Raw genomic sequence first — 26572 nt, 5'->3', positions numbered from 1 at the left:
CCGCAAGGATTCTCTTGCGGATCAGCGGCCGTCACGCCTTATCGTCGGCCTTCTTCTCCTGCTCATCCTGCTTGGCCGGCTTATTCTGGCCGCCTTGCGGGGTCTGCTCGCCCTGCTGCCCCTGACCGGGCATCAGCAGGTTGAGGATGCGATCCATGTCCTCCGGCGAGGAGAACACGATCTCGATATGGCCATGCTTGGGTGTGCCCTTGATGGCAACCTTGGTGTCGAAGCGGTGCTCGAGGTTGGAACGGATGGGGGAATTCGCCCACGGGTCTCCCCTGCGTGCTCGCGTCTTCTTTGGCTTCGTGGAATTGAGGTTCGCCATCGCGACAATCTCCTCGGTGCTGCGCACCGAAAGCCCTTCGGAGATGATGCGGTTCGCGAGCTTATCCATCTCATCCTCATCGCTCAGGCCGAGCAGCGCACGCGCGTGACCGGCCGAAAGGATACCCGCGGCGACCTTCTTCTGCACCGAAGTCGGCAGGTTCAGCAGGCGAAGCGTGTTCGCGATCTGCGGACGGGACTTCGACACCGACTTGGACAGCTGCGCCTGGGTCAGGCCGAATTCGTCGACCATCTGCTGGTAGGCGGCGGCCTCTTCCAGCGGGTTCAGGGCGACGCGGTGGAGGTTCTCCAGCAGGGCGTCACGCAGCATGTCATCGTCGGCGGTCGTCTTGACGATGGCGGAGATGGTGGTCAGTCCGGCAAGCTGCGAGGCGCGCCAACGGCGTTCGCCCATGATGAGCTCGTACGGGCTGTCCATGCGGCCGTCGAAACGGTTCGTCGGCTTGGTGCCGGCCTGGGCCTTACGCGCCGCCTCGATCTGTTCGGCAGGGCGCTTGCGCACCACGATGGGCTGCAGGATGCCGACTTCCTTGATGGACAGGGCGAGTTCGTTCAGATCGTTCTCGTCGAAGATGGTACGCGGCTGATGCGCGTTCGGGCCGATCTCATCAAGGTTAAGATCGGCAAGATAGCCACCTTCCACCGGCTTCAACCTAGACTGGTTGGTCTTCTCCTTGGCTTCCTTGTCATTCTTCTGCTGTTCCTGCTGTGTTTCACGTGAAACAGCACGCTTGGGTTGCAGGGAAACGGTGTCGTCGAAGAACATATCGCTGGGGTGTGCGATGTCGTCGATGCCGGGCATGGCGATGCGCGTCTTCGAGATGCCGGCATGCGCGGCCCCCTTGCCTTTCTGCTGCGAGGACGGCTTGGCTTCGGCGGTCGCGCCGGCAGCCAGTTTCACCGAGGCCGCCTCTTCACGCCTTGCCTTCGGCTCGGCAGCAGGCTTCGCTGCAGACGTGACAGCAACGGACGCCGTGTTACCAGCGGTCTTTACCTTTACATTCGTCTCAACAACGGACTTCTTCTCTTTGGTTTCATGAGAATCGGTATGTTGTTCGTGGTCTTCACCTGGAAGCGCGGGGAACAACGCGCCGAGGCCCTTCCCGAGACGGGATTTCGATGCCATATCAGGCCTCCTTCATTCTCGACGCGATGGCGTCCAACACAACAGGGGAACGACGCGCGATCTCCAACGCGGCTTCGCAATACGCGATGGCACCCATGCCTCGCGGATCGTAGGAGATGACGCTCTTGTTGAAGCTCGGAGCTTCGGAAATCTTCACCGTCCTCGGAATAGTGGTATCCAGCACAATCGACGGGTAGTGGCTCTTGACCTCGTTGTACACCTCGCGGCTCAGCAGGGTGCGCTTGTCGAACATGGTCACCATCATGGTCGACACCGTGAGGATCGGGTTGAAATGCTCCTGGACGAGGCCGATAGTGTTGATGAGCTGGCCGAGACCTTCAAGCGCGTAATACTCAGCCTGAATCGGGATGAGCATCTCGCGTGCGGCGCACATGGCGTTGATGACCAACAGGCCGAGGCTCGGCGGGCAGTCGATGAACACGTAGTCGAAGTGCTCGTTGCTTCCCCGCAGGAACTGCTGCACGGCTTCGTTCAGCAGGTTGTTGCGGTTCTCGAACTGCGCGACCTCAAGTTCGGCGCCGCTCAGGTCGATGGAAGCGGGGACGACGTCGAGGGTCTCGAAATCGGGGCACGGGCGCTTCACTTCAGCGATGGACATACGTCCTTCGAGGACGTCGTATACGGACGGTTCGCCGGATTCGTGACGGACGCCAAGGGCCGTCGAACAGTTTCCCTGAGGATCCATGTCGATAACCAATACCCGAGCACCGTTCTTAGCGAGGGCCGCGGCGATATTGACCGTGGAAGTAGTCTTGCCGACCCCTCCCTTCTGGTTGGCCACGGCGATGAGGCGCGTACGGGCGGGCTTGGGGAATGTCACTTCCTGCAACCGGGAATAGCGATTGAATTCATGCGTGATTTCCGCACCTACTGTCGAATCGCCTGTCGAGAAGATACGCTTGATGGTATCTTCGGCGGATTCAATCGGCATATCCTGATCTGCCATGAAAAACTAACTCCTTGATGCTTGAATCTGTATCTAGTTTTGCCGTTTGTATGGACAGAAACCACTGTTTTCCCGTTCTGTGGATAACAATGTGGGAAACTGTGGAAAACTCGTGGATTTTTGTGGATAACCCAAAATGACGATCCGTGATTAGCCCTTGTTTTTTCGCGCTTTCCACACGATTTCAAGAATGTGGATAACTGTGGATAAGTTATCCGCACAATTGTGGATTACCGCCAAAATCAGTAGTCCGGTTATAGGCTCGCCTGGCCCTGCGCAACCCCCTATTTCACAACATTGTTTCACATGAAACATACTCCCCCCGCTCCACAATCTGCATGTTTCACATGAAACAAGAGGCCCTGCGCAACCCCCTATCAATGCAAGTAAAGACGCTTTATCGCAACTTCCTATAACGAAAACGCTTCGCTCAGAGCCGATACGGCATGGCTTACGCGGCAATCCCCGTATCGTTGAACCATGGCACAATTACGAGACGCAATCATCATCGGATCCGGTCCCGCCGGGTACACCGCGGCCATCTATCTCGGCCGCGCCGGACACTCCCCCTTGGTCATCGCAGGAGCACTGACTCCAGGCGGCCAGCTCATCAACACCACCGAGGTGGAGAACTTCCCCGGCTTCCCGGACGGCGTTCTCGGCCCCGACCTCATGGACAACATGAAACGTCAGGCGGAACGTTTCGGTGCGGAATTCCTGCAGGATGACGTTGCCACTGTGGAACAGCAGGATTCACTTTTCACCGTCACCACGAATCAGGGTCAAACGTTTGAAGCAAAGACGGTCATCATCGCCACCGGGTCAAGCTACAGAAAGCTCGGCATCCCTGGCGAAGCGGAGTTCTCCGGCCGTGGTGTGTCGTATTGTGCGACATGCGACGGCTTCTTCTTCCGCGGTAAGCCGATTGTGGTGGTCGGCGGCGGGGACAGCGCCTTCGAGGAGGCCGGATTCCTATCTCGTTTCGGTTCCTCGGTCACGATTATCCACCGCCGCGATGAGTTCCGTGCATCCAAGATCATGGTCGATCGTGCGAAAGGCAACGAGAAGATCAACTTCCTGACGAACGCCGTGGTGGACGAGATCCACGGCGACGATCAGGGCGTGCAGTCCCTGTCCGTGCGCGACGTGAATACCGGTGCGGTTCGCCAGGTCGAGGCGAACGGTGTGTTCGTGGCCATCGGGCATACGCCGGCCACAGCATTCGTCGACGGGCTGGTGTCACGTGATGAGGCCGGGTACATCACGGTCGATGGGGCAAGCACCCGAACGAATGTCCCCGGCGTATTCGCCGCAGGCGATTGCGTTGACAGTGTGTATCGCCAGGCAATTTCAGCTGCCGGCATGGGTTGCCGTGCCGCACTCGATGCGCAGGCGTATCTTGCGAATCTGACGGATTGATTAGGCTGTTAGCGCTATCCATAGCTTGAGCCGTGGTTCCTTTGAGTCATGCAAAGGGATCACGGCTCGTTCTATTCGACCTAATCGCGTGCACAGAATTAAGAAATGTGGATAAAAGAGGCAAATTGTGGATAAGTGTGGATAAATCAGGCGGTTGCTGTGGATAACCTGCCGGTGTATGGGCGTAAAACCCTTGGAAATCAAGCCCTCTCGCGTTTATCAACACCCTAGGAAAAACCTGTGGATAACTTTTTGGGGGTACTCCAAAATGTGGATAACTCGTTTTCATCGGTTCCTAAACGCATGATGCGGTTGGGCACTACATGTGCATGTCATGACTCGTCAATCCCCCATATATGTGGATACCTGAAACACAACCAACCCATCCGTCCACATCCCGATCACGCCGTAGGATCAACGCTCTCCATATCGATGCCCGATCCCCTGTTTCACGGTTCCCTCCACTCCCCCGATTCGTGTGCATGCATGCGCCCTCACCTTCGAGCAACCCACCATCACACTCCCGATCCGAAGCTCTCCCTCAAGCACCCCCACAATCTTTCATTCATCACTTCATAGGAATCCACAGCACAGTTCACTCATCCCGCGACAAGCATCACGCTGATCCATGCTGCCCCACACCAATCCGCGCCGATCCGCCCTAAGCATCAGCACCAGCCCAAACGCCCCTGCCAACCCCCAGCCCGCCCGCACCTCCAACGAGCAAAACAAAAACGGCGTTCCCGCACACATGCGCGGGAACGCCGTTCACCTAGCCAAGAAAAGAACGCAAGTCGGTCTACTTCTTATCCACCAGCACCACATGGGTGGATTCCAGCCCCGGCCCGACCGGTGCCTCGACAACGCGCGGACGCACACCCTTGAACTTGGCGATCATCTTGGAGGCCTTGTCGATCTCAGCCTGCGCGGAACGCCCCTTCAACGCCACCAGACGGCCCTGCGGCTTCAATAGCGGCAACGTCCATCCGGCAAGCTTCGTCATCGGCGCCACGGCCCTGCACGTGACCGCAGCATACGGATGCATGCTACGATCCTGACGCAACGCCGTAATCACCTCTTCGGAACGCGCACGCATAATCGTCACGTTTTCCAAACCCATTTCCTCGACGCACTCGCCCAGCCACTCGACACGGCGCTCCATCGGCTCGATCAGCGTGAACTCATGATCCGGCAAACATGCCGCCGCGACGATGCCGGGGAATCCGCCGCCGCTGCCGACGTCGGCAACGGTCTTGAACTGCTTGCCGTCCGTCACCTCACGGATGAACGGCACGATGGCTGCGGAATTGAGGATATGGCGTTCCCAGATGATATCAACGTCCCTCGGGCCGATCAGGCCACGCGGTTCGCCTTCCTGCTCCAACTTCGTATGGAAGATCTCCAGCTTGGGTAATGCGTCCCCCAACACCTCAGCGAGGATCGGGGAACCGTTCAGTTCGTCGGCCATCGGCTCTGTCACTCTTTCCTACTCATACAAAACAGGGAGCCCATATCGCTATGGACTCCCTGTTCCACGTGAAACTTACTCTTCATCCTCGTTCGCTGCGGCCTTGAGATAAATGGTCACATGGCGGTTCGGTTCCTCGCCGTGGGAGCGGGACTTCAGTCCCTCCTCACGGACGACATCGTGAACCACCTTACGTTCGAACGAATTCATCGGCTTCAGGTCGACCGGCTCGCCGGTCTCCCTGACCTCATCGACCGCATCCAATGCGATATCGTGCAGACGCTGGCGCTTGCGCTTCAGGAAGCCGTCGACATCGACGATGAGACGGGAACGCTCGCCGGTCTTCTGCTGGACCGCAAGCCTGGCCAGCTGCTGCAGGGCGTCGACCACTTCGCCGTTGCGTCCGATGAGATGCTTGATGTCGGTATCGTCATCGGCGACGATCTGAACCGTCGGGCGGCCGTTGCGGATACCCATTTCGATATCGCCCTCGTAGTCGGCGATATCCAGAAGCTCTTCAAGATAATCGGCGGCGATGTCAGCTTCCTCGTTGAGCTGATCCACGGTCTTCTCGTCATCCTGTGCCATATATACTCCTTTTCGGCGCGTATAGATATCAGTCTAAACCAGCTGCCGGAATTGCTCAACGACAGCCCTGAGTGAGAATAAGGTCTGATGTTTCATGTGAAACATCAGACCTTATCATCACTTCTTCTTTTTACGTTTGCGCTGTGGTTGCTCTCGTTGGAAGCCTTGCGTGAGCTTTCGTTCCTCTTCCTCCTTGGCTCGCTGCAGCTCCTCCTCTTCAAGGGAAGGCTCGCCGGCACGTTCACGTCGCGCGTTCTCGCGTTTGTGGTCACGCACCTCCTTCTCCTTCGCGGCCGGGGAACCCGGAGTCGGGAAGTTGCGGATCTGCCACAAGGTACGCAGCAGGTTGCACACGTTGTTGGTCAGCCAGTACACCAGCACGGCGAACGGCATGGCGATGCCGGAGAAGATGTACATGACGGGGAAGCCCCACATCATGACCTTCTGCATGGTCATGGTCTGCTGGTTGACGGCGTCGTGGTTCATGTTGCGCTTCATCTGGAAACGCTGCATGAAGAACAGGCAGGCGCACATCAGCAGCACGAAGACGCCGATGACGATCTTGCCGCTGTTATCCGCGGTACCGAAGGTATCGGAGACGCCGACAAGCTCGAAGACCTTGGTCTTGGTAAATTCGGCGGCCGTGGCCTGGTCGAACGCACCCAAAGTGGCACGCTTGCCACGTGCGATATAGGGAATGGCCGACAGCGTGTAGAACATGCACATGAACACCGGGCCCTGAATCAGCATAGGCAGGCAGGAACCGGCGGGATTCACCTTATTATCCTGATACAGCTTCTGCATCTCACGGCTCATGGCTTCCTTGCTGGCCGGGTCGTTCTTGCCCTTGTACTTGTTGTTGATGCGCTGCATCTTCGGAGCCAATGCCTGAAGTTTGCGCATCGACTTCATCTGCTTGTAGTACATCGGGAAGATAATGGCGTGAACCACCAGCACCAGGAAAATAATGGACAAAACCCATGAGATACCAACAGGGTGCATGCCCACCAAAACCAGCAGCTTGTGGAAAATGGCCATGATCTGGGTCATCAGCCATTCGACCGGGGTCAGCAGCTTATACAGCCACCCCCAGAAGCCGCTGTCCAGTAAAAACTGGTCTTGATTATAAATCATCGTTCGAATCCTTACTCGTCAGCCGACAACGGCGTCAGTCGAGGTTCTTCGTGGGCTTTTGACCACCGAAAACGATAGAAAACGGAAAAACGTTGCGGGACATCATCGATGCCGCCATAACTCCACGGTCGGCATCGCAAAAGACGCAGAACAGCCAACAATCCCCCACGGCACGCACCGAATCGCCGTACGGCCTGAATCGCATAGTTGGAGCAACTCGGATAGAACTTACAGCATGGAACGGCGCGCTTCGCCGAAAAATGACGCTGATACCAACGAATCATGCGTACAATCGCATCGCCGGCAACGCTCATCGTCAATCCCGGGCGAGTTTCGACGCCACCATCTCGAATCCGGTGGCCATCTGTTCTTCCAATGACTGGAAGGAGGCATTGGCTGCGGATGGCTTCGCACGCAATACCACATCTATGCCCTCAGGCAAAGCATGCTCGTATCGCGAAGCCAAAACGCGAAAACGACGCTTAACTGAATTACGCGTGACGGCATTGCCGACCGCTTTGGATACGGCAAGCCCCATCCGTCGCGCACCCGGCGTCACAACACCATGCGCCTTGGCATCATCGCGCATAGCGTAATGCACGATGAAATCATGGCGCGAGACCTTGCGGCGGCGTTTCAGCACGGCGACGAAATCACTGTGGCTCTTCAACCGTTCCACGGTAACGATGCCGTCAGCGACAAATCAGGCAGACAGGTTCTTGCGGCCCTTGGCGCGACGACGGTTGATCACGGCGCGGCCGGAACGGGTGCGCATGCGCAGACGGAAGCCGTGCTTCATGTGACGACGACGGTTGTTGGGCTGGAAGGTCCTCTTCATAATTAGCTCCTAGGTTTCTTCGGCCACGCTTGCGCGCGGCTCTCACGTGAGTCAAGCTCTATAAAACTACTCTCACCCCTGCCCTAACGTCAACTCAGCGGTCATATCCGCACGCGCGGAAATCCCGTCGACATGCCGTCGAGCACCCCCGCACGCATGCCGTAAACCGTTGCAACTGCAAGGGAAAAGGGCCGAAAGTTATCCACAAATTACATTTATGTTATTCACAATTCAGTAATTGCAACACGCTAGGCGGTGGATAACTCATGCGGTACGAGTAAAAATAGGTAGCTGAGTGTCCCTACATGGCGGAAGAGGAAGGAGTGTCATGACCACAAGCGCCGATAACCCTGCGGTGCAGGCCGAGCAAATCTGGTCTGATGCCCTGACACTGCTGAAGCATAAGAAATCCCTCTCCCCCCGTGACAAAGGCTGGTTGGAGGGTGTGACCCCCGAAGCCGTATACGGGACGACCATCGTATTGTGCGTCGACAATGCCGGCACACGTCAGGCCCTTGAGAACGAGCTTATGCAGCCGTTGCTCGAAGCGCTGAATATGGTCACCGGCCAGGATATGTTCCCGGCGTTCAAAATCGTGCCGCAACGTTCCGCAGCCAAGGCGAAGCCGGAACCCAAGCCTCAGCCCAAGCCCAAAGCGAAGCCGGAAGCACGGCCCGTCGCCGTGGAGGAGCAGCCCGAACTGCCATTATCCGGCGGCACGCCGTCCCTTGAGGATCTCGGCAAGGAGCCGTTCGGTTCGGCCGGCCCGGTTCCGACGGTTCCTTCGGCATTGCAGCCGCAGGTCAATTCCGAGGTCGAAGGCCAGTATGTGGTCGATCGCAACAAGGTTCAGCGCGATCCGGAGACCCATCTCAACAAGAACGCGACGTTCGACACCTTCGTTCCCGGTGATTCCAACCGTTTCGCCCGTACCGTGGCGCTTGCCGTGGCCGAAGGTTCCGGCAAGGACTTCAACCCGTTGTGTATTTACGGCGGATCCGGCCTGGGCAAAACGCATCTGCTCAACGCCATCGGCAACTACGCGCTGGTCAAGGATCCGACGCTTAAGGTGCGGTACGTCAACAGCGAGGAGTTCCTGAACGAATTCATCGAGGCGTTGCAGATTCCGTCGCAAAGCCAGGGGCGTATCGCCGAGTTCAATCGTCGATACCGCAGCGTGGACGTGCTGCTTATCGACGATATCCAGTTCCTGGGCGGTAAGGAAGCGACCCTCGAACAGTTCTTCCATACGTTCAACGCGCTTCATCAGGCGAACAAGCGCATCGTGATCGCATCCGATGTGGCGCCGAAGAATCTGAAGGGCTTCGAGGCCCGTCTGATTTCGCGTTTCGATTCCGGTCTGACCGTGGATGTCAAGCCGCCGGACCTTGAGACCCGTATCGCCATTCTGCGCATGATGGCGACGATGAACCACAGCAACATCCCGAACGATGTGCTCGACCTGATCGCCGAACGGTTCACCGAGAACATCCGCGAGCTGGAAGGCGCGTTGACGAGAGTGACCGCAGTCGCGTCCCTCAGCAATCAGCCCGTCACCAGAGCCATGGCCGAACAGACCCTGCAGGATTTCTTCACCACGGATGTGGAGATCAAACCCACCGACATCATCAGCCAGGCGGCGAAGTACTTCCATCTCACCTTCGACGATATCGTGGGGCGTTCCCGTATGAAGAACATCGCCCTCGCCCGGCAGATCGCCATGTATCTCACCCGTGAGATGACGAGTATGAGCCTTGTGGATATCGGCAAGGTGTTCGGCGGCAAGGACCACACCACGGTCATGCATGCCTGCGACCGCATCACCAACGAGATGCAGCAGCGTCAGGATATCTACAACTACGTGATGGAACTCACCGTACGGTTGAAGCAGGGTTCCAACTGATTTTCCATATTCACCCGGCCGTCTCTTAGGATCGTTCTGAGAGACGGTTTTTGCATGTTTTCGCGGACGCTTGCCGAAACCGTCGATTTTGGTCTCTGAGCGCGATTCTCCCAGCCGCAACACTCCGGCGAAGCCGGAAATTTTAAAAAAAGTTATCCACATGCTTATACACAAATGTGGGTAAACCCTGCGGATAACTCGTGGACTACTGGCATTTTCGCTGTGGATAACTCGTGGATAACGAGGCATCGAATGTGGATAACTCAGAGGCGCCGAAACCGCTGTGGATAATTCGCCTGTTTATCCACATGAATCTTCGAGTTATCCACATCGTTCAAGTTATCCACAATTGTGGATGCGAGAACGGTTTTCGCCAGTTATCCACATTATCCACAAGCCTTATTACGAGTATTACTTACGTTTGTACCTGTTATAACCGTCGTAGTAATAACGCAGCCGGTTGGCCCCGAACGGAACCAAGCGTCAAGTCGCTAGAATGATGCCTAGCTCAAGAAACACCCGCACATAGCGGGTTCTTCCGAAGGAAAGCAGGCTTTATGAAGGTTGAAATCGATTCCGCCGCCCTCGCCGATGCCGTGGCTTGGACTACCAGGGTCATCGACAGCCGTCCGTCGAACCCGATTCTCGCGGGTATCAGGCTCGAAGCGGCAGATGGCATGCTGCAGCTTTCCGCGTTCAATTACGAAATCTCGGCTCGCCACCACATCGAGGCCGGTGTGGACGAACCCGGCACCATCCTGGTGCTCGGCAAGCTGCTCGCCGATATCACCAAATCGCTTCCCGCCGAACGCACCTACCTCGTCGCGAACGACACCACGCTGACGATCACCTCCGGCAAGTCAACCTTCACCATGCAGCTCATGCCGAACGCCGAATACCCGGATCTCCCGCAGATGCCGCAGCAGCTCGGCCAAGTCGATGCCCCGACTTTCGTTCAGGCGGTTTCCCAGGCCTGCGTCGCCGTCTCCCGCGAAGAGAACCGCCCGGTGCTCACCGGCGTGCGTATGCAATTCGAAGGCGACAAGGTCGTGCTGACCTCCACCGATCGCTTCCGTCTGGCCCGCGCCACCTTCTCCTGGAGCCCGCAGGATCCCGCGGTGAACACCACCACGCTGGTACGCGGCTCCCTGCTGCGTGACATCTCCCGCTCCCTCGACGAGCGTCAGAACCTTACGCTCGATTTCGATACGGAAAGCCCTTCCCTGCTCGGTTTCGAGAATGCCGGCCGCGCCTCCACCTCGCAGCTGATCGACGGTGAATTCCCGGCGGTCGATCGCCTATTCGCCGACGAATACCCGATTCAGGCCGTCATCGACAAGCAGTCCCTGATCGGCGCCATCAAGCGCGTCGCCCTGGTCGCGGAACGTAACGCCCCGATCCGCATGGTCTTCTCCGGCAACGAGCTCACCTTGAGCGCCGGCGCCGTGGACGAAGCCCAAGCGAAGGAAATCATCGACATCGACATGGATGGCGATGACATCACCGTCGCGTTCAACCCCTCCTACCTCATTGAAGGCCTGAGCGCCATCAGCGAACCGTACGTTCGCATGAAGCTCACCACCGCGGTCAAGCCCGTGGAATTCAACGGCCAGCAGGAAGCGGATTCCGACGAATCGATGGACTACCGCTACCTGCTCGTCCCGATGCGTTTCAACAACTAAACCTGATAACCGAAAATACCCGAACCAGAACATCCCCTCGGAATCCGGCAGCCATGTACATTTCGCGTCTCGCACTCGATCACTTCCGCTCGTGGAGCCAGGTCGTGGTCGATTTCATCCCCGGTGTAAACGTGCTGCACGGTCCGAACGGATTGGGCAAAACCAATCTGGTCGAAGCGATCGAAGTGCTTTCCACCGGCGGCAGCCACAGGGTGTCGTCCTCGTTGCCGCTGGTGGAACGCGGCGAAGGCAAGGCAACGATCCGAGCCAACGTCTCCCCCGGCGAGGCTGACGCCGATCCCACCACCTATGAGGTGACGATTGCGGCCCGAGGCGCGAACCGGGCTCGCATCAACTCCGGAACCTCCCAATATCTGCGCGACATCGTCGGATTGGTGCCGTCGGTGTCGTTCACGCCGGACGATCAGCGTCTGGTGAACGCCGAACCAGCTGCAAGGCGTGGTTTCATCGACCGCAGCGGCAGCCAGTTGATTCCCCGGTATGCCGAATGCCTGCAACGGTTCACCCAGATCGCACGCCAGCGTGCGGCGCTGCTCAAACAGCTCGACCAACATGAGGGTTCCGTGGACGCGGCACTCAGCGGCTTGGAGGTGTGGACCGGCCAGTTCATCGAAGCTGGCGTGGCATTGACCCGCATGCGCGATGAGCTGATGCGGTCCCTCGCCGACCCCTTCTCCACGATTTACGATCGTCTGGCGTCCGGTCAGGGCAAGGCGGCGATCTCCTACCGTCCTTCATTGGATGAGGTGTTTACATCAGATTCCCCGGAACTCGCCATTTCCGAGCATTTCCAGCGTCTATACCAGGGTGAGGTGGCTCGCGGCGTGAACCTCATCGGCCCGCAACGCGACGATTTCGCGATACTGCTCGACGGCGTGCCCGCCAAGGAATTCGCGTCGAACGGCGAGATGTGGACCATGGCGTTGGCGTTGAAAATGGCGCTGTTCGAGGTGATCGCGCGTTCGCGCGGTGTGAAGCCCATCGTGATCCTCGATGATGTGTTCGCACAGTTGGATGAGTCCCGCAGGGCACAGATCCTCGATTTCGCCAGGAATCAGGATCAGGTGATCATCACCGCCGCCGCGGAAGGCGACATCCCCCAGGACGCCCGCGCGAACATCATCGATGTCGCGGCGTTGAAGGCGCATGCCGATCCGTTCGCGGATATGATCGCGGTTCTGGCTGGTGCATCCGGTTCTTCTGAATCCTCCGACTCTTCTGAATTGTCCGATTCCGTCGCCTCGATTCCGCCGAGCGAGAACGAAGGCCGATCATGAAGCCTCCAGTGGCGGTGACGTTGCACCTCGACCAGCGCACCCTGCCGGCCCAGGTGTTCGAACGGTACGCGCGGCGCGAGGATTCCCGAAAAATACGCGCGGCGAGGGCAGAACTCGCCTGGGAGAGTTTCGGCAAACCGGGGCGCGACCCCGCCAAACTGGACGGCGTCGCGGCGGCCATCGCAAAAAACGGCAATTGGATGCCTCATATGAAGATCTCGCAACTGAATAACCATTGGGATCAGGTGGTCGGGCCTGGCATCGCGCAGCATTCGCGCGTGGTGAGCTTCCGTGACGGCGTGCTCGTCATCCGCGCCGAATCGCAGGTGTGGGCGACCCAGCTTACCTTCCTCATCCCCCAGCTTTCCGCCACAATCGCGAAGAAACTGGAAGGATTGGACGTCGCCGACATCAAAGTCATCGGCCCATCCGTCGGATACAGCAGAAAATGGGGCAAACGCCACTAATGGGCATATATAGCTGTAGTCGTGGTGCATGAGTAGAATCACCTGCAGTATAGTCAAGACGCCTCAGGGGGCCTTAGAAGGCGTTTTTTGAGGCAATGGACCGCGAAATAACCCTTTCGCGAGCCAGTGACGCAGGAAGGAAGCTCCTTGGCGGATTCGCTGGAGACGGCCACGAGCAAAGAAGAACAGCTCAAGGCCGCAGATGAACATATCAATAATGCCGAATTGCAGGAAGGCGAGCTCGACGAGTCGATGACCCCCGAGCATTACGACGCCTCCGACCTGAAGGTCCTCGAAGGACTTGAAGCGGTGCGTATCCGTCCGGGCATGTATATCGGCTCCACCGGTCCCCGAGGCCTGCATCATCTGGTGTACGAGATCGTCGATAATTCCGTGGACGAGGCGCTGGCCGGCTACGCCAGCCATATCGAAGTCACGATTCTGCCCGACAACGGCATCCGCGTCGTCGACGACGGCCGTGGCATCCCGGTCGACATCGTGCCCGGCGAAGGCATCTCCGGCGTGGAAACCGTAATGACCAAGCTGCACGCCGGCGGCAAGTTCGGTGGCGGCGGCTACGCCGTCTCCGGCGGTCTGCACGGCGTGGGCATCTCCGTGGTGAATGCGCTGTCCACCAGAGTGGACGTCGAAGTGCGCCGTCAGGGCTTCCATTGGACCCAGACCTACAAGGATCAGCACCCCACCGCGCCGCTCGCGAAGGGCGAGCCGATGGCCGAAGGCGAGTCCACCGGCACTTCCGTCACGTTCTGGGCCGATCCCGCCATCTTCGAAACCACGTCCTACGACTTCGAAACACTGCGGAGCCGCTTCCAGCAGATGGCGTTCCTCAATAAGGGCCTGAAGCTCAGCCTCACCGACCTGCGTCAGGTGGACGAGGCCGGTGACGAGGTCGCGGGCGACGGCGACAACGTCACCGAGGAACTGCACCAGAGCGCGACCTACCAGTACGCCAACGGCATCAAGGATTACGTGGACTACTTGGTGAAGTCCCGCAAGGCCGTACCCGTCGAGAACGAGGTCATCAACTTCGACGCGGAGGACCTGAAGCTCGGCATCTCCGCCGAAATCGCCATGCAGTGGACCACCGCATACTCCGAATCCGTGCACACCTTCGCGAACACCATCTCGACCACCGAAGGCGGCACCCACGAGGAGGGCTTCCGCGCCGCGCTGACCTCGCTCGTGAACCGTTACGCCCGCGAGAAGAACATCCTCAAGGACAAGGACGAGAACCTGTCCGGCGACGACGTGCGTGAAGGCCTGACCGCAGTGGTGTCCGTCAAGCTCACCAACCCGCAGTTCGAAGGCCAGACGAAGACCAAGCTCGGCAATTCCGAAGCCAAGACCTTCGTGCAGCGCGTGATGACCGACAAGCTCGGCGATTGGTTCGACGCACATCCCAGCGAGGCGAAGAACGTCATCCAGAAGGCCATCGAAGCCTCCCGCGCACGTCTGGCCGCCAAGAAGGCCCGTGAGAACACCCGCCGCAAGTCGATCTTCGAATCCGCCGGCATGCCCGACAAGCTCAAGGACTGCCAGTCCAACAATCCGGAGGAATGCGAGCTGTTCATCGTGGAGGGTGATTCCGCAGGTGGTTCCGCCATCCAGGGCCGCAACCCGATCACCCAGGCGATCCTGCCGCTGCGAGGCAAGATCCTGAACACCGAGCGCGCAAGCCTTGACCGTATGATGAAGTCCGAAACCATCGAATCGCTGATCACCGCGGTCGGCGGCGGCTACGGCGAGGACTTCGACCTGAGCAAGGTGCGTTACCACAAGGTCATCATCATGGCCGATGCCGATGTCGACGGCGCGCACATCGCGACCCTGAACCTGACGCTGTTCTTCCGCTACATGCGTCCGATGATCACCGCCGGGTACGTGTACGTGGCCATGCCGCCGCTGTACCGACTCAAGTGGACCAAGGGCGCGCACGATTTCGTCTACACCGATGCCGAACGCGACCGCGTGCTCGCCGAAGGCAAGGCGAAGGGACGCCAGCTGCCGAAGGGCGAAGGCATCCAGCGTTACAAGGGTCTGGGCGAGATGAGCTACCAGGAGCTGTGGGAAACCACCATGGATCCCGATCACCGCATCCTCAAGCAGGTGCAGATCGAGGACGCGGAAGCCGCCGACGAGACCTTCTCCATGCTGATGGGCGATGAGGTCGAACCGCGTCGACTGTTCATCCAGCGCAACGCGCGCAACGTCAGCTGGATCGACGCGTGACGGCATAAGGCAGATTCCCGCGCTGTTCCGGTGCGCGAACCGGAAAACCGCACGAGGTGAAGGAACGTAATGGGAGAGGGTGCCGAAAGCCCCTCCCCCAGCCGGCCCCACGGTCGGCGGCTCCCCATCGCGGGAGCGTAGCTACGGAGGAAAAGTGGCAGACGAAAACAACAATGAAGATGGTCAGTTCGTGCCTGACGGCTCGATGGAACCGTTGAGCCCGCAGGAAGCGGACAACACCGATTACGGCCTGATGGTCGGCGAACGCATCCGTGTGCGCGATCTGCAGACGGAAATGCGCGAGTCCTACCTCGCATACGCCATGAGCGTGATCGTCGACCGTGCGTTGCCCGACGTGCGCGACGGCATGAAGCCGGTGCATCGCCGCGTGGTATACGCCATGTACGACGGCGGCTATCGCCCCGATCGCGGCTACTCCAAGTGCGCCCGCGTGGTCGGCGAGGTCATGGGTAAGTACCATCCGCACGGCGATTCCGCCATCTACGACACCTTGGTGCGTATGGCCCAGTCCTGGTCGATGCGCTACATGCTCGTCGACGGTCAGGGCAACTTCGGCTCCCCCGGCGACGATCCCGCCGCCGCAATGCGTTACACCGAATGCCGTATGGCGCCGCTCGCCATGGAAATGGTGCGCGACATCGACAAGGACACCGTCGACTTCCTGCCGAACTACGACGGCAAAACCCAGGAACCGACCGTGCTGCCGGCCCGCTTCCCGAACCTGCTGTGCAACGGCTCCTCCGGCATCGCCGTCGGCATGGCCACCAACATTCCGCCGCACAACATGCGCGAAGTGGCCGAAGGCGTGCATTGGGCGCTGGAACACCCCGACGTGAGCCGTGAGGAACTGCTTGGCAACCTGATCCGCATCATCAAGGGACCGGATTTCCCGACCGGCGCCACCATCCTCGGCCACAAGGGCATCGAACAGGCCTACCGTACCGGCCGTGGCCTGATCACCATGCGTGCCGTCGTCAACACCGAGGAGATCAAGGGCCGCATGTGCCTGGTCGTCACCGAGCTGCCGTACCAGGTCAACCCCGATCGACTCGTCGCCTCCATCCGCGAGGCCGTGCGTGACGGCAAAATCCAGGGCATCGCCGATATGCGCGATGAGACCTCCGGCCGTACTGGCCAGCGACTGGTGCTCGTGCTCAAGCGCGACGCGGTCCCGAAGGTCGTGCTCAACAACCTGTACAAGCATTCCCAGCTGCAGCAGACGTTCGGCGCCAACATGCTGGCGCTGGTCGACGGCGTGCCGCGCACGCTGAGCCTGGACGCGTTCATCCGCCATTGGATCAACCACCAGATCGAAGTCGTCGCCCGCCGTACCGCCTACCTCAAGCGTGAGGCCGAGGAACGCGACCACATCCTGCAGGGTCTGCTCAAGGCGCTCGACGCCATCGAAGAGGTCATCAAGCTGATCCGCAGCAGCCAAGGGCGTGAGGACGCACGTCCGAAGCTCATGGAATTCCTCGACATCGACCAGGTGCAGGCTGACGCTATCCTGTCCATGCAGCTGGTGCGTCTGGCCAACATGGAAGCGCAGAAGATCGTCGACGAGCACAACGAGCTGATGCGCAGGATCGCCGACTACAACGACATTCTCGCCAGGCCGGAACGCCAGCGCACCATCGTCGGCGAGGAACTCGACGAGATCGTCGCCAAGTACGGCGATGAACGTCGCACCAAGATCCTGCCGTTCAGCGGTGAAATGAACGTCGAGGATCTCATCCCCGAAGAGAACGTGGTGGTCACCGTCACCCATTCCGGTTTCATCAAGCGCACCAAGGCCGACGAATACCGCGCCCAGCATCGCGGCGGCAAGGGCATCAAGGGTGCGAAGCTGCGCGAGGACGATGTGGTCGACCACTTCTTCCTCACCAGCACGCACAATTGGCTGCTGTTCTTCACGAACAAGGGCCGCGTCTACCGCTTGAAGGCGTACGAGTTGCCGGAAGGTTCGAGAGATTCCAAGGGCCAGCATGTGGCGAATCTGCTGCAGTTCGCCCCGGATGAGTCCATCCAGACCGTGCTGTCGATCCCGAACTACGAGGTCGCCAAGTATTTGGTGCTCGCCACCCGTTCCGGCAAGGTCAAGAAGACCGCGTTGGCGGAATACGATTCCCCACGTCAGGGCGGCCTGATCGCGGTCCGTCTGATGGTCGACGAGAACGGCGAGAACGCCGACGAGCTTATCGGCGCCGCACTGTGCAACGCTGATGACGACATTATGCTGGTGTCCAGAAACGGCATGAGCCTCAAGTTCACCGCGGACGACGAGCAGCTGCGTCCGATGGGACGTCAGACCGCCGGCGTGCAGGGCATGAAGTTCCGTGACGGCGACGAACTGCTGGCCATGGATGTGGTGTGGGGTGATACCGACAAGGATCTGCTCGTGGTCACCAACGAGGGCTTCGCCAAGCGCTCCGCGGTGAGCGAATACCGTCTGCAGGGCCGCAACGGCTACGGCGTCAAGGCGCTGCAGCTGGCCGAAGGCCGTGGTTCTCTGGTCGGCGCGCTGATTGTTTCCGAAGACGATCAGGTGATGGCCATCATGAAGTCCGGCAAGGTGATCCGTTCCGACGTGGCCGAGGTCAAGCGCACCGGCCGTAACACGCAGGGTGTCACCCTGGCCAAGCCGGACAAGAACGACGAGATCATCTCCATCGCCTTGAACGCCGAACGCGACGAGGATGAGGACGACGATCTTGGAGTGAACGCGGAGTCCGGAAACACCGAGCAGCAGCCGGTCGAACAGTCTGCCGAACAGCCCGCTGACGAACAGAATGTGAATACCGAGGTGGACGGCGAATAATCGTCTGCGAAGATTGCTAGTCTCGGCTAGAGATAGCGAATCATGAAGGAGCAACATGAGCGACAAGCCTGAAGAGAACGCGACCATCGAAACTGCTGGCGTGCCTGCGGAAATCAACGCGACCGAGGCGATCGGACATGAGCCCAAGGAAACGGTCGACGCTCCGCGCGAGGCGCGTTCCGTGTCCAGTCAGGCTCCGATGCATGAGAAGCCACGTGCCTTCTCCTCCTCGTCCACGCCTACGGGTGTTCCGGTACGTCCGGCTCCCGTGAACAAGGGCAAGCGCAGCACCCCGCGTGCTCGCCGCATGAACCTGTCGCTCACCAGACTGAGCGCGTGGAGCGTTGCCAAGGTATCCTTCCTTATGTCGTTCGCGGGAGGCATTATCCAGATCATCGCCGCCGCCTTGGTGTGGATGCTGCTCAACGTCGTCGGTGTATTCGACCAGCTGACGCAGATCGTCGCATCCACCGGTCTTGATGCAGGCGGACTGAACTTGACCGACGTGTTCTCGCTGAGCTCGGTGCTATCTGCGGTTACGATTTTCTCCATCATCGAGATTGTGCTGTTCACCCTGCTCGCATCCGTTGTGGCTTTGATCTACAACGTCGTGAGCTCGCTGGTCGGCGGCGTGCACATCACGCTCGGCGACGACTGATTCGCAAACGATTCGACGCATATCGAGAAGAAAGCAAACGGACGGTGGGTTTCCCACCGCCCGTTTTTCGTTCGGGGCATAGTTCGTGGCATATCCCGTCCGGTACAGTGGTGAGCCATGCTGAGCTATCTGGGGTATTTCTCGACGTCGTTCATCATCGCGGTGCTGGTGTGGCCATTCGCTTCCGCGCTGTTCACCCTGCCCATTCTCGCGGGGCTGTACCACCGGTACCATCGGCTGCGGTTCATGGCCGTCGCCGCCGCGTACCTTTCGGTGCTGTATGTGCTCGGTCTGATCGCATTCACCCTCTACCCCATGCCCGACGATCCGCAGGCCTTCTGCGCCGCGCATGTCGGCGACTATGCGCCACAGCTCGACGTCTGGCGCTTCGTCAGCGACTTGCGCTACGGCGGTCTGTCCGGCGCTTTGCAATTGGTTTTCAACATCGTGTTCTTCGTGCCGCTGGGATTCATGTTGACGCGTTGGCTGCGCTGGCGTTGGTGGATCGTCGTGCCGGTCGGGTTCTTTGTCTCGCTATGCATCGAGACATCGCAGCTCACCGGATTCTGGGGACTGTACCCATGCGCCTACCGCCAGTTCGACGTGGATGATCTGCTGACCAACACGTTGGGCGCGGTGGCCGGCATCGGCGTGGCCAAACTGTTCGGATTGCTGGTCCCGCAATCGGTGATGCCGAATCCGGATGCCGTCAATACGAGGCCCGGCGTGATCCATCGCACCGTGACGTTTATCATCGACATGATCTTCGTGGCGCTCGTCTACTTCCCGCTCACCCTCGCCATCGTCTTCGGATTCCACGCGATCGCCGCCCCGCTGAATGATGGCACGTTCCGCCTGTTCGGCTTGATCACGGTCGGCATCGGCTGGCTGGACATGATCGCCCCGATCAGCGCGGCGGCGGCATTCCTGATTTTCGAACTGCTGATTCCGCTGACCCATCACGGCCAGACGCTCGCCGGCATGTTCACACATATGACCATCGAAACCAAAACCCGGCATGGTGCGGCGCGCGCGGCGTTCTATGCGATCCGCTCCCTGGTGCTCGGCCTGCTGTTCCTGGTGGACGTTGTGGAATTCGGCGTCGAAGCGACGGCGCTGCGGTCGTATTGCATGTGGGCGGCTGTGATCCTGTTCGTGTTCGGAGCCGTGACGCGCCGCATGCCATGGGATCTGATCCCGGGTGCTTCGCCACACGTTCCGGCCGGCAAAGACGGCGGAAAACAGGCGATTTCGCGGATGTGATTTGCGTCACAAAAGCGTGCGGGCGGCGGAACATGCCGATTGACGAATCCGAATTGGCGTGTATAGTGGGCAGAAGGCTCAACGAGGAGAAGCTCGTTGAACCCAAAACAAACAAGTAAACGCAGAAGTTTGCGGTTTGCCTGAATGTTCGCAGCGATGCGGGCGACAGGTGATTCACAGATCGAAGCGCCGAAAATCCCTTTACAACGGATCGTGAGGCACGTACCTGCCTCTGAAAGGATTGAACTCATGGCAGAAGTCGTATTCGACCACGTCACTCGTATCTACCCGGGCAACGACAAGCCCTCTGTGGATAATCTGAATCTTGATATCAAGGATGGTGAGTTCCTTGTGCTCGTCGGCCCGTCCGGCTGCGGCAAGTCCACCACCCTGCGCATGCTCGCCGGCCTCGAAGAAGTGAACAAGGGCAGCATCCGCATTGGTGATAAGGATGTCACCACCATGCAGCCGAAGGACCGCGACATCGCAATGGTGTTCCAGAACTACGCGCTGTACCCGCACATGACCGTCGCCGACAACATGGGCTTCGCCCTGAAGATCGCCGGCACCCCGAAGGATGAGATCCGCAAGCGCGTCGAGGAAGCCGCCAAGATCCTCGACCTCACCGAGTACCTCGACCGCAAGCCGAAGGCACTGTCCGGTGGTCAGCGTCAGCGCGTCGCCATGGGTCGTGCAATCGTTCGTAAGCCGAAGGTCTTCCTGATGGATGAGCCGCTGTCGAACCTCGACGCCAAGCTCCGTGTGCAGACTCGTACCCAGATTGCCGCTCTGCAGCGTCAGCTGGGTGTCACCACCCTGTACGTGACCCACGATCAGACCGAGGCTCTGACGATGGGCGATCGTATCGCCGTCATCAAGCTCGGCGTCCTGCAGCAGGTCGGCGCTCCGACCGAGCTGTACGATCACCCGGCCAACGTCTTCGTCGCCGGCTTCATCGGCTCCCCGTCGATGAACATCAACACCCACCCGGTGGTGAACGGCAAGGCGAAGATCGGCGAGGACACCGTGGATCTGCCGGCCGAGGCCGTCAACAAGCTGACCGCCGAAGACAAGGGCCAGATCGTCGTCGGCTTCCGTCCGGAAGACGCCTCCCTGGCTACCTCCGATGATCCGAACGCCTTCTCCCTGAAGGTCGTCAACATCGAGGATCTCGGTTCCGACGGCTACATCTACGGCAACATCATCACCGACGGCTCCGCCGCCGAGGCCACCCAGGTCATGTCCGACCAGAACAAGCTCACCACGGTTCGTGTGAACCCGCGTGCGCTGCCGAAGGTCGGCGACACCGTCAAGATCAAGATCGATCCGGCCAAGATGCACCTGTTCGCTCCGTCGACCGAGCTGCGTCTGAACTGAGTCGAGTGACGGGCCGCAAGGCCGGTCGCAATAGACTTGACCGGTTCCGCGCGGAACCGGCCAACCATTAAACGAGGCGTTTTCTCTTCCTCTCTAACCGTCTCGTTGAAGAAGCCCCGCTACGATGCGGGGCTTCTTTTTATCCCCATGCCCCCGTGCCAAGCCGTTGAGCCATCACATAGTTCATTCATATTCCCTGGGGAGGTGGCATGCGTAAAATCGTTACTCATGACCCCTAATCCAATTGATGTGTCCCAACTGGACCCCCGTGTCGCCATGGCAACATCCGTGAACGCGGAAAGCGAACCGGATAACGCGGCGGAACCGCAGGCGCTGAAGATCACCGCGGCGAGTTCCAACCCGAAGATGTTCACCCTGCCGTGGCACGAGCCTCTGGCCTCCTGGCCTCAGGATCTGCTCGCCAATCTCCCGCGAGGCATTTCGAGGCACGTTGTGCGTTTCGTGCACGTAGGCGACGAAGTCTACGCCATGAAGGAAATCACCAAGCAGATGGCCGAACGCGAATACGAGAACCTTCGCCGTCTGCAGAAGCTGGAACTGCCCGCCGTCACGCCGATCGCCGTGGTCACCGGCCGGCATGACCGCAATGGCGAACCACTGGAGGCCATTCTGGTCACCAAGCATCTGAAGTTCTCCCTGCCGTACCGTGCGCTGTTCGCCCGCAATCTGCGCCCCGATACCGCCGAACGTCTCATCGACGCCTTGGCCGTGCTGATGGTGCGCCTGCATCTGGCTGGTTTCTACTGGGGCGATGTGTCGCTGTCCAACGTGCTGTTCCTGCGTGATGCCGATGCGTTCACCGCGTTCCTGGTGGATGCCGAAACCGGTGATCTGCAGATCAATCTGACCGAAGGCCAGCGCGAATACGATATCGATCTGGCCCGTACCAACATCATCGGCGAACTGATGGATCTGAGCTACGGCAAGCTGCTGCCCGGTGACGTGGACGAGATCGAAATCGGCAACCGTCTGGTGGATCGTTATCATTCGCTGTGGAGCGCACTCACCGACACCGACAAGTTCAAGCCGGACGAGATGTGGAAGATCGAGAAGCGCGTCAACAAGCTGAACGAGCTCGGTTTTGACGTCGACGAGCTGGAAATGAAGACCACGGAGGATGGCAAGCGCGTGCTCGTCCGTCCGCGTGTGGTGGACGCCGGCTACGCTTCCCGCAAGCTTCTGCGGCTTACCGGCCTCGACGTGCAGGAGAATCAGGCCCGACGACTGCTCAACGATCTTGACGCCTACCGTGCCTCCACGTGGCGTGAAGGCGAGGATCTCGAAATCGTGGCGACCGATTGGATGCGCGAGGTGTTCGAGCCGACGGTCCGCATGATTCCGCGCGAATATCGTTCGCAGATTCAGCCCGCCCAGTTCTTCCACGAGATCCTGACCCACCGTTGGTTCCTCGCGGAGAAGGCCGGGCATGACGTGCCGATGGCCGAAGCCGTGAAGAGCTATATCGACAATGTGCTGCCGAACTACAAGCTCGACGACAAGGCCATCAACGCGCTGCTTGAGGAAGCCGATTCGGGCGTCATCGATGATGAAAGCACCTACGGTGACGGCGATGACGACGGGTACGATCCCGATTACGATCCCGATGCCGCGGTGTGGGCGCACTGACGGCGCTCCCGTCATCCGTCGCGTCTATGCGGGTTTCGCCGTCGTGTGAAACGTGTGAAATCCGCCAAACCACCGCAAGGCTGTAAAACCGCAAGACAGCAAGGTCCTGTCCGGCACTGATACCGGGCAGGGCCTTCGTCGTTTATCCGATGTGTGCCTTGGCTGTTTGCGGTCACTCCTGCATGTGTTCAAAGCGAGGAACGGCTGCACAAAAGAAAACCCCGGTGTGATTGGCACCGGGGAAAGAGAAAGGAGAGAGAAAGAAGAAGAGGTTTCAATTATCTGGAGCTTGTTGGAGCTCCATCCGAATCGCTTCGGTAATTCTTATATAACCAGCCGTTTCTGTGCCTAACGATGTGGTTCCCTGAGAATTCCCTGCCTGTTATTGGGAGAATATGTAAAGCACCGCCCCACGGAACGTATGCCGTGGGGCGGTGCCTCGAATCATGTCCCGGATCGTCGGGATACTACCGGTTTGCCGGGTTGCTTGGTTGTGGTCCTGAGAATCAGGCTTCCGCAGCCCTGCGCCGTTCGCGTGCCACCGCGTACAGGCTGATGCCCGCCGCGACGGATGCGTTCAGGGATTCCACCTGGCTGGAGATCGGAATACCGGCGATGGCGTCGCACGCCTCGCGCACCAGACGGCTCAGACCCTTGCCTTCCGAACCGAGCACCACGACCAGCGGATCGGTTTCGAAACCGGTTTCGCCGACCAGCTTGTCGCCGCCGCCATCAAGACCGACCGCGTAGTAGCCGCGCGCCTTCAGCGCTTCGATGGCCTTGGTGAGGTTCACGACACGGCAGACGGGCAGGTGTGCCGCCGCTCCCGCGGAAACCTTCCATGCCGCCGCCGTCACCGAAGCGGAACGACGTTCCGGCAGGATCACGCCGTTGGCGCCGAACGCCGCCGCGGAACGAATCACCGCGCCGAGGTTCTGCGGATCGGTCACGCCGTCCAGCGCGATGAACAACGGACGAGCGCTGATGCGTGCGGCTGCGGAGTTCGCCGCTTCCATGGCGCGGGCCTTCTTGTCCGCGCGGTCGGCAAGCTCGGCCAGCGAGGAATACTGGTACGGTTCGACCTTGAGGATCACACCCTGATGGTTGCCGGACCTAGCGATGCGATCCATCTCCAGACGATCCGCTTCCATCATGCGCAGGCTGTGCGTACCGGCGATCTTGACGATCTCACGCGTACGGTCGTCATGCTCGATGCGAGACATCACGTACAGCGTGCTCGACGGCACGCCCACGCGAAGCGCTTCGAGGACGGCATTGCGTCCGAACACCAGATCGGTGGTGTTATTCGTCGAGAACTTGTCGGCGTGACGACGAGCCGCCAAACGCGGATCGGACATCTTGCGACGGTCGGCGGCCTTCTTGGCCGCGTATGCCTTGTGATACACGCGATCTTCGGCTTTGGGGGTCGGCCCCTTGCCACGAAGTGCGTTTCTATGCTTTCCACCCGACCCCTTGGTCGGTCCTTTCTTAAGTGCCATGCGTCCCATTGTCCCAGCACCCCGCGTCATAGCTGGCATCGCGGGTTCTTTTCCCTCGGCTTGGGGCTGGCCTGGATACGGGGCCAAACGTATTCGGGTGCGCACGGTATGAAAAAGACGGCGCCCGCGAAGGGCGTCGTCTTCATGATGCAATCGGAGTTGCGATGTGGAATGATGCGGGCTGCGATCAGTTCCCGTTATCGGAGGTCTGGCAGGAGGCGTCCGTGCCGTCGCACTGGCCGGTCTGGCCGGAATCCCCCTGACTGCTGTTGCCTTGGTTCTGGTTCTGGCTCTCCTGCGCGCGCTTCTCGGCTTCCTGCTGCTCCTGCTGTTTGCGTTGCGCCTCCGCATCGGCCTGCTGCTTGGCGCTGATTGATGCGTTGACGTCGGAGACCGCCTTCTGCAGCCGGGACTTCGCGTTGCTCACGTCGGATTGCGACGGCGAGGATTGCCCGGCGACGTTGTTCGCGTTGCTCACGTCGGATTGCGACGGCGAGGATTGCCCGGCGACGTTGTTCGCGTTGCTGATCGCATCCTGCAGCGCCGTGCGCGTGCTCTCGTCCGCGACCTTGCCGGCGGAATCGTTCAGCGTGGTCTGCGCGGTGCTGATGTTGGCGTTCAAATCGGCCTTCAACGCGTTGGTGTTCTTGGAATCCTTGCTGTTGGTCGCGGCATCCAGCGCCTGTTCGATGGATTTCTTCGCGTCCTTCGCCTCTTTCGCGGCGTCCTTGAACGAGGTGGTGTTCGTCTTCAGCTCGTTCGTTTTCATATCCGCCGAACAGGTGGCGGTCGTGTTGATGGATTGTGCGTTCGCAATGGCCTTGTTCAGATTGTCGAGCGTGCTTTGGTTGTCCACGGCGTCGGCGGTCGGGGCGTTCTGCTTCGCCTGGGTGGCTTCCGCATTGAGATCCTTGATCGCGTCATTATAAGAGGACTGCGCCTTGGTGCACGACGCGTAGGCGATTTTTCCGCTGTTCGACCGGAAGAACATCACGCCGCCCACAATCAGGGCGATCACCACGATGACGGCGACGACGATGCCCACAATCTTGCCGTTGATGGGCTTTTTCCCACCGGAATCCTTGCCGTTGTCCTCATCATCGCCGTTCCCGTCCTCATCGTCCGGCGGAATGGTGGGCGGCAGGATCGTGGGCCGCGCGGGTGTGCTGATGGTGCGCGGCTGGGCTGCCTGCGCTGCCTGAGCGGTTTGACCTGCGACTCGGGGCTGCTGGAAATCCGCGGGGGTGAATGCCTGCGTGGCCTGAAGCGATTGGAAATCGAATGCCTGTGTGGCCTGATCGCCGGGCTGCATGGCCATGGTGGGCTGTGCGGGCTGCAAGGGCTGGAATGCTTCGGTGGATTGGGCCATGCGCGGCTGCTGCGAGGAAGCGGCCGATCGGGGCATCGGCGTCGTGCCGAACACTTCAGTGGGCTGTTGCGATACAGGCTGCTGCGGCATGGATTGCATCGGCATCGCTTTGGTGGGCATGGTTGGCGCAGGCATGGCCTGAGTGGGCATGGCCGGTGCGGGCATTGCCTGTTGCGGCATGGCTTCCGTCGGCATCCCCTCCCATACGGGCGGCATCGCCTGGGTGGCACCCAGCGCATCATAGTCCTGACCTGCTGCGGGGAACGCCTGCGTCGCCCCGAATGCAGAAGGTTGCGTCGGCTGTACGGGCGATGCCGGTTGTGCCGGTTGTGCCGGCTGCCCGGCTTGATTGCCGGCGGAACGATCCGCGGGACGTTCAGGATGCTGGCCGTTCTGGAAGTCGAACCGGAATTCGCCGTTCGGATCTGTCAT

The 26572-nt window shown here is 59.7% G+C and carries 20 protein-coding genes and 1 pseudogene; 11 read left to right on the top strand and 10 right to left on the bottom strand.

Annotation, left to right across the window (positions count from 1 at the left end; translation table 11 throughout):
* Positions 1 to 118: 118 nt before the first annotated feature.
* Positions 119 to 1003 (bottom strand): annotated as a pseudogene (locus tag BUB29_RS07630) (ParB/RepB/Spo0J family partition protein); the annotation flags it as partial.
* A gap of 472 nt (positions 1004 to 1475) precedes the next feature.
* Complete coding sequence (locus BUB29_RS07625; protein WP_033522424.1) at positions 1476 to 2441, bottom strand: ParA family protein; 966 nt, start codon at positions 2439 to 2441, stop codon at positions 1476 to 1478.
* Between the two features lie 480 nt (positions 2442 to 2921).
* On the opposite strand from BUB29_RS07625, the gene trxB reads away from it, so the two are divergent.
* On the top strand, positions 2922 to 3860 hold the full coding sequence (trxB, locus tag BUB29_RS07620) for a thioredoxin-disulfide reductase (protein WP_033522422.1): 939 nt from the start codon (positions 2922 to 2924) through the stop codon (positions 3858 to 3860).
* Between the two features lie 799 nt (positions 3861 to 4659).
* Here the strand turns inward: trxB and rsmG are convergent.
* The 6 genes from rsmG to rpmH form a co-directional block, all read right to left on the bottom strand.
* On the bottom strand, positions 4660 to 5328 hold the full coding sequence (gene rsmG, locus BUB29_RS07615; RefSeq protein ID WP_033522419.1) for a 16S rRNA (guanine(527)-N(7))-methyltransferase RsmG: 669 nt from the start codon (positions 5326 to 5328) through the stop codon (positions 4660 to 4662).
* Positions 5329 to 5403: 75 nt separating this feature from the next.
* Positions 5404 to 5916 (bottom strand): Jag family protein, encoded by a 513-nt coding sequence (locus BUB29_RS07610; RefSeq protein WP_033522417.1) that lies wholly within the window; start codon positions 5914 to 5916, stop codon positions 5404 to 5406.
* Between the two features lie 117 nt (positions 5917 to 6033).
* On the bottom strand, positions 6034 to 7050 hold the full coding sequence (yidC, locus tag BUB29_RS07605; RefSeq protein ID WP_033522415.1) for a membrane protein insertase YidC: 1017 nt from the start codon (positions 7048 to 7050) through the stop codon (positions 6034 to 6036).
* Positions 7051 to 7061: 11 nt separating this feature from the next.
* A complete protein-coding gene (gene yidD / locus BUB29_RS07600) occupies positions 7062 to 7364 on the bottom strand; it encodes a membrane protein insertion efficiency factor YidD (RefSeq protein ID WP_073117619.1) in 303 nt (100 codons plus the stop codon).
* A 2-nt stretch (positions 7365 to 7366) separates the two neighbouring features.
* Entirely contained in the window at positions 7367 to 7729 is a 363-nt protein-coding gene (gene rnpA / locus BUB29_RS07595; protein WP_033522413.1) for a ribonuclease P protein component, read from the bottom strand.
* Between the two features lie 24 nt (positions 7730 to 7753).
* Positions 7754 to 7888 (bottom strand): 50S ribosomal protein L34, encoded by a 135-nt coding sequence (gene rpmH, locus BUB29_RS07590; RefSeq protein WP_003825298.1) that lies wholly within the window; start codon positions 7886 to 7888, stop codon positions 7754 to 7756.
* 328 nt (positions 7889 to 8216) lie between these two features.
* Between rpmH and dnaA the strand changes: the two genes are divergently transcribed.
* The 10 genes from dnaA to BUB29_RS07540 all read left to right on the top strand — a co-directional run bounded on the left by dnaA (position 8217) and on the right by BUB29_RS07540 (position 23272).
* Complete coding sequence (gene dnaA / locus BUB29_RS07585) at positions 8217 to 9791, top strand: chromosomal replication initiator protein DnaA (RefSeq protein ID WP_033522410.1); 1575 nt, start codon at positions 8217 to 8219, stop codon at positions 9789 to 9791.
* A gap of 557 nt (positions 9792 to 10348) precedes the next feature.
* Positions 10349 to 11473: a DNA polymerase III subunit beta gene (gene dnaN, locus BUB29_RS07580; protein ID WP_033522408.1), complete on the top strand. Its 1125-nt coding sequence runs from the start codon at positions 10349 to 10351 to the stop codon at positions 11471 to 11473.
* A 53-nt stretch (positions 11474 to 11526) separates the two neighbouring features.
* Positions 11527 to 12771: a DNA replication/repair protein RecF gene (gene recF, locus BUB29_RS07575; protein WP_051915210.1), complete on the top strand. Its 1245-nt coding sequence runs from the start codon at positions 11527 to 11529 to the stop codon at positions 12769 to 12771.
* Positions 12768 to 13238: a DciA family protein gene (locus tag BUB29_RS07570; RefSeq protein WP_033522406.1), complete on the top strand. Its 471-nt coding sequence runs from the start codon at positions 12768 to 12770 to the stop codon at positions 13236 to 13238. Before recF ends, BUB29_RS07570 begins: the two co-directional genes overlap by 4 nt.
* A 159-nt stretch (positions 13239 to 13397) precedes the next feature.
* Entirely contained in the window at positions 13398 to 15488 is a 2091-nt protein-coding gene (gyrB, locus tag BUB29_RS07565; RefSeq protein ID WP_107315045.1) for a DNA topoisomerase (ATP-hydrolyzing) subunit B, read from the top strand.
* 154 nt (positions 15489 to 15642) lie between these two features.
* Complete coding sequence (gene gyrA / locus BUB29_RS07560) at positions 15643 to 18327, top strand: DNA gyrase subunit A (protein ID WP_033522402.1); 2685 nt, start codon at positions 15643 to 15645, stop codon at positions 18325 to 18327.
* A 55-nt stretch (positions 18328 to 18382) separates the two neighbouring features.
* Positions 18383 to 18985 (top strand): DUF3566 domain-containing protein, encoded by a 603-nt coding sequence (locus BUB29_RS07555; protein WP_033522400.1) that lies wholly within the window; start codon positions 18383 to 18385, stop codon positions 18983 to 18985.
* A gap of 117 nt (positions 18986 to 19102) precedes the next feature.
* Entirely contained in the window at positions 19103 to 20248 is a 1146-nt protein-coding gene (locus tag BUB29_RS07550) for a VanZ family protein (protein WP_073117618.1), read from the top strand.
* 249 nt (positions 20249 to 20497) lie between these two features.
* Positions 20498 to 21625 (top strand): ABC transporter ATP-binding protein, encoded by a 1128-nt coding sequence (locus BUB29_RS07545; RefSeq protein WP_033522398.1) that lies wholly within the window; start codon positions 20498 to 20500, stop codon positions 21623 to 21625.
* 228 nt (positions 21626 to 21853) lie between these two features.
* Entirely contained in the window at positions 21854 to 23272 is a 1419-nt protein-coding gene (locus tag BUB29_RS07540) for a DUF4032 domain-containing protein (protein WP_033522396.1), read from the top strand.
* Positions 23273 to 23778: 506 nt separating this feature from the next.
* Here the strand turns inward: BUB29_RS07540 and rlmB are convergent.
* Both rlmB and BUB29_RS07530 read right to left on the bottom strand, forming a co-directional pair.
* A complete protein-coding gene (gene rlmB / locus BUB29_RS07535; protein WP_033522394.1) occupies positions 23779 to 24771 on the bottom strand; it encodes a 23S rRNA (guanosine(2251)-2'-O)-methyltransferase RlmB in 993 nt (330 codons plus the stop codon).
* Between the two features lie 187 nt (positions 24772 to 24958).
* A complete protein-coding gene (locus BUB29_RS07530; protein WP_051915206.1) occupies positions 24959 to 26572 on the bottom strand; it encodes a hypothetical protein in 1614 nt (537 codons plus the stop codon).

It is taken from the genome of Bifidobacterium merycicum DSM 6492 (assembly GCF_900129045.1).
GTDB lineage: Bacteria > Actinomycetota > Actinomycetes > Actinomycetales > Bifidobacteriaceae > Bifidobacterium > Bifidobacterium merycicum.
This window is presented reverse-complemented; position numbering and strand designations above follow the sequence as displayed.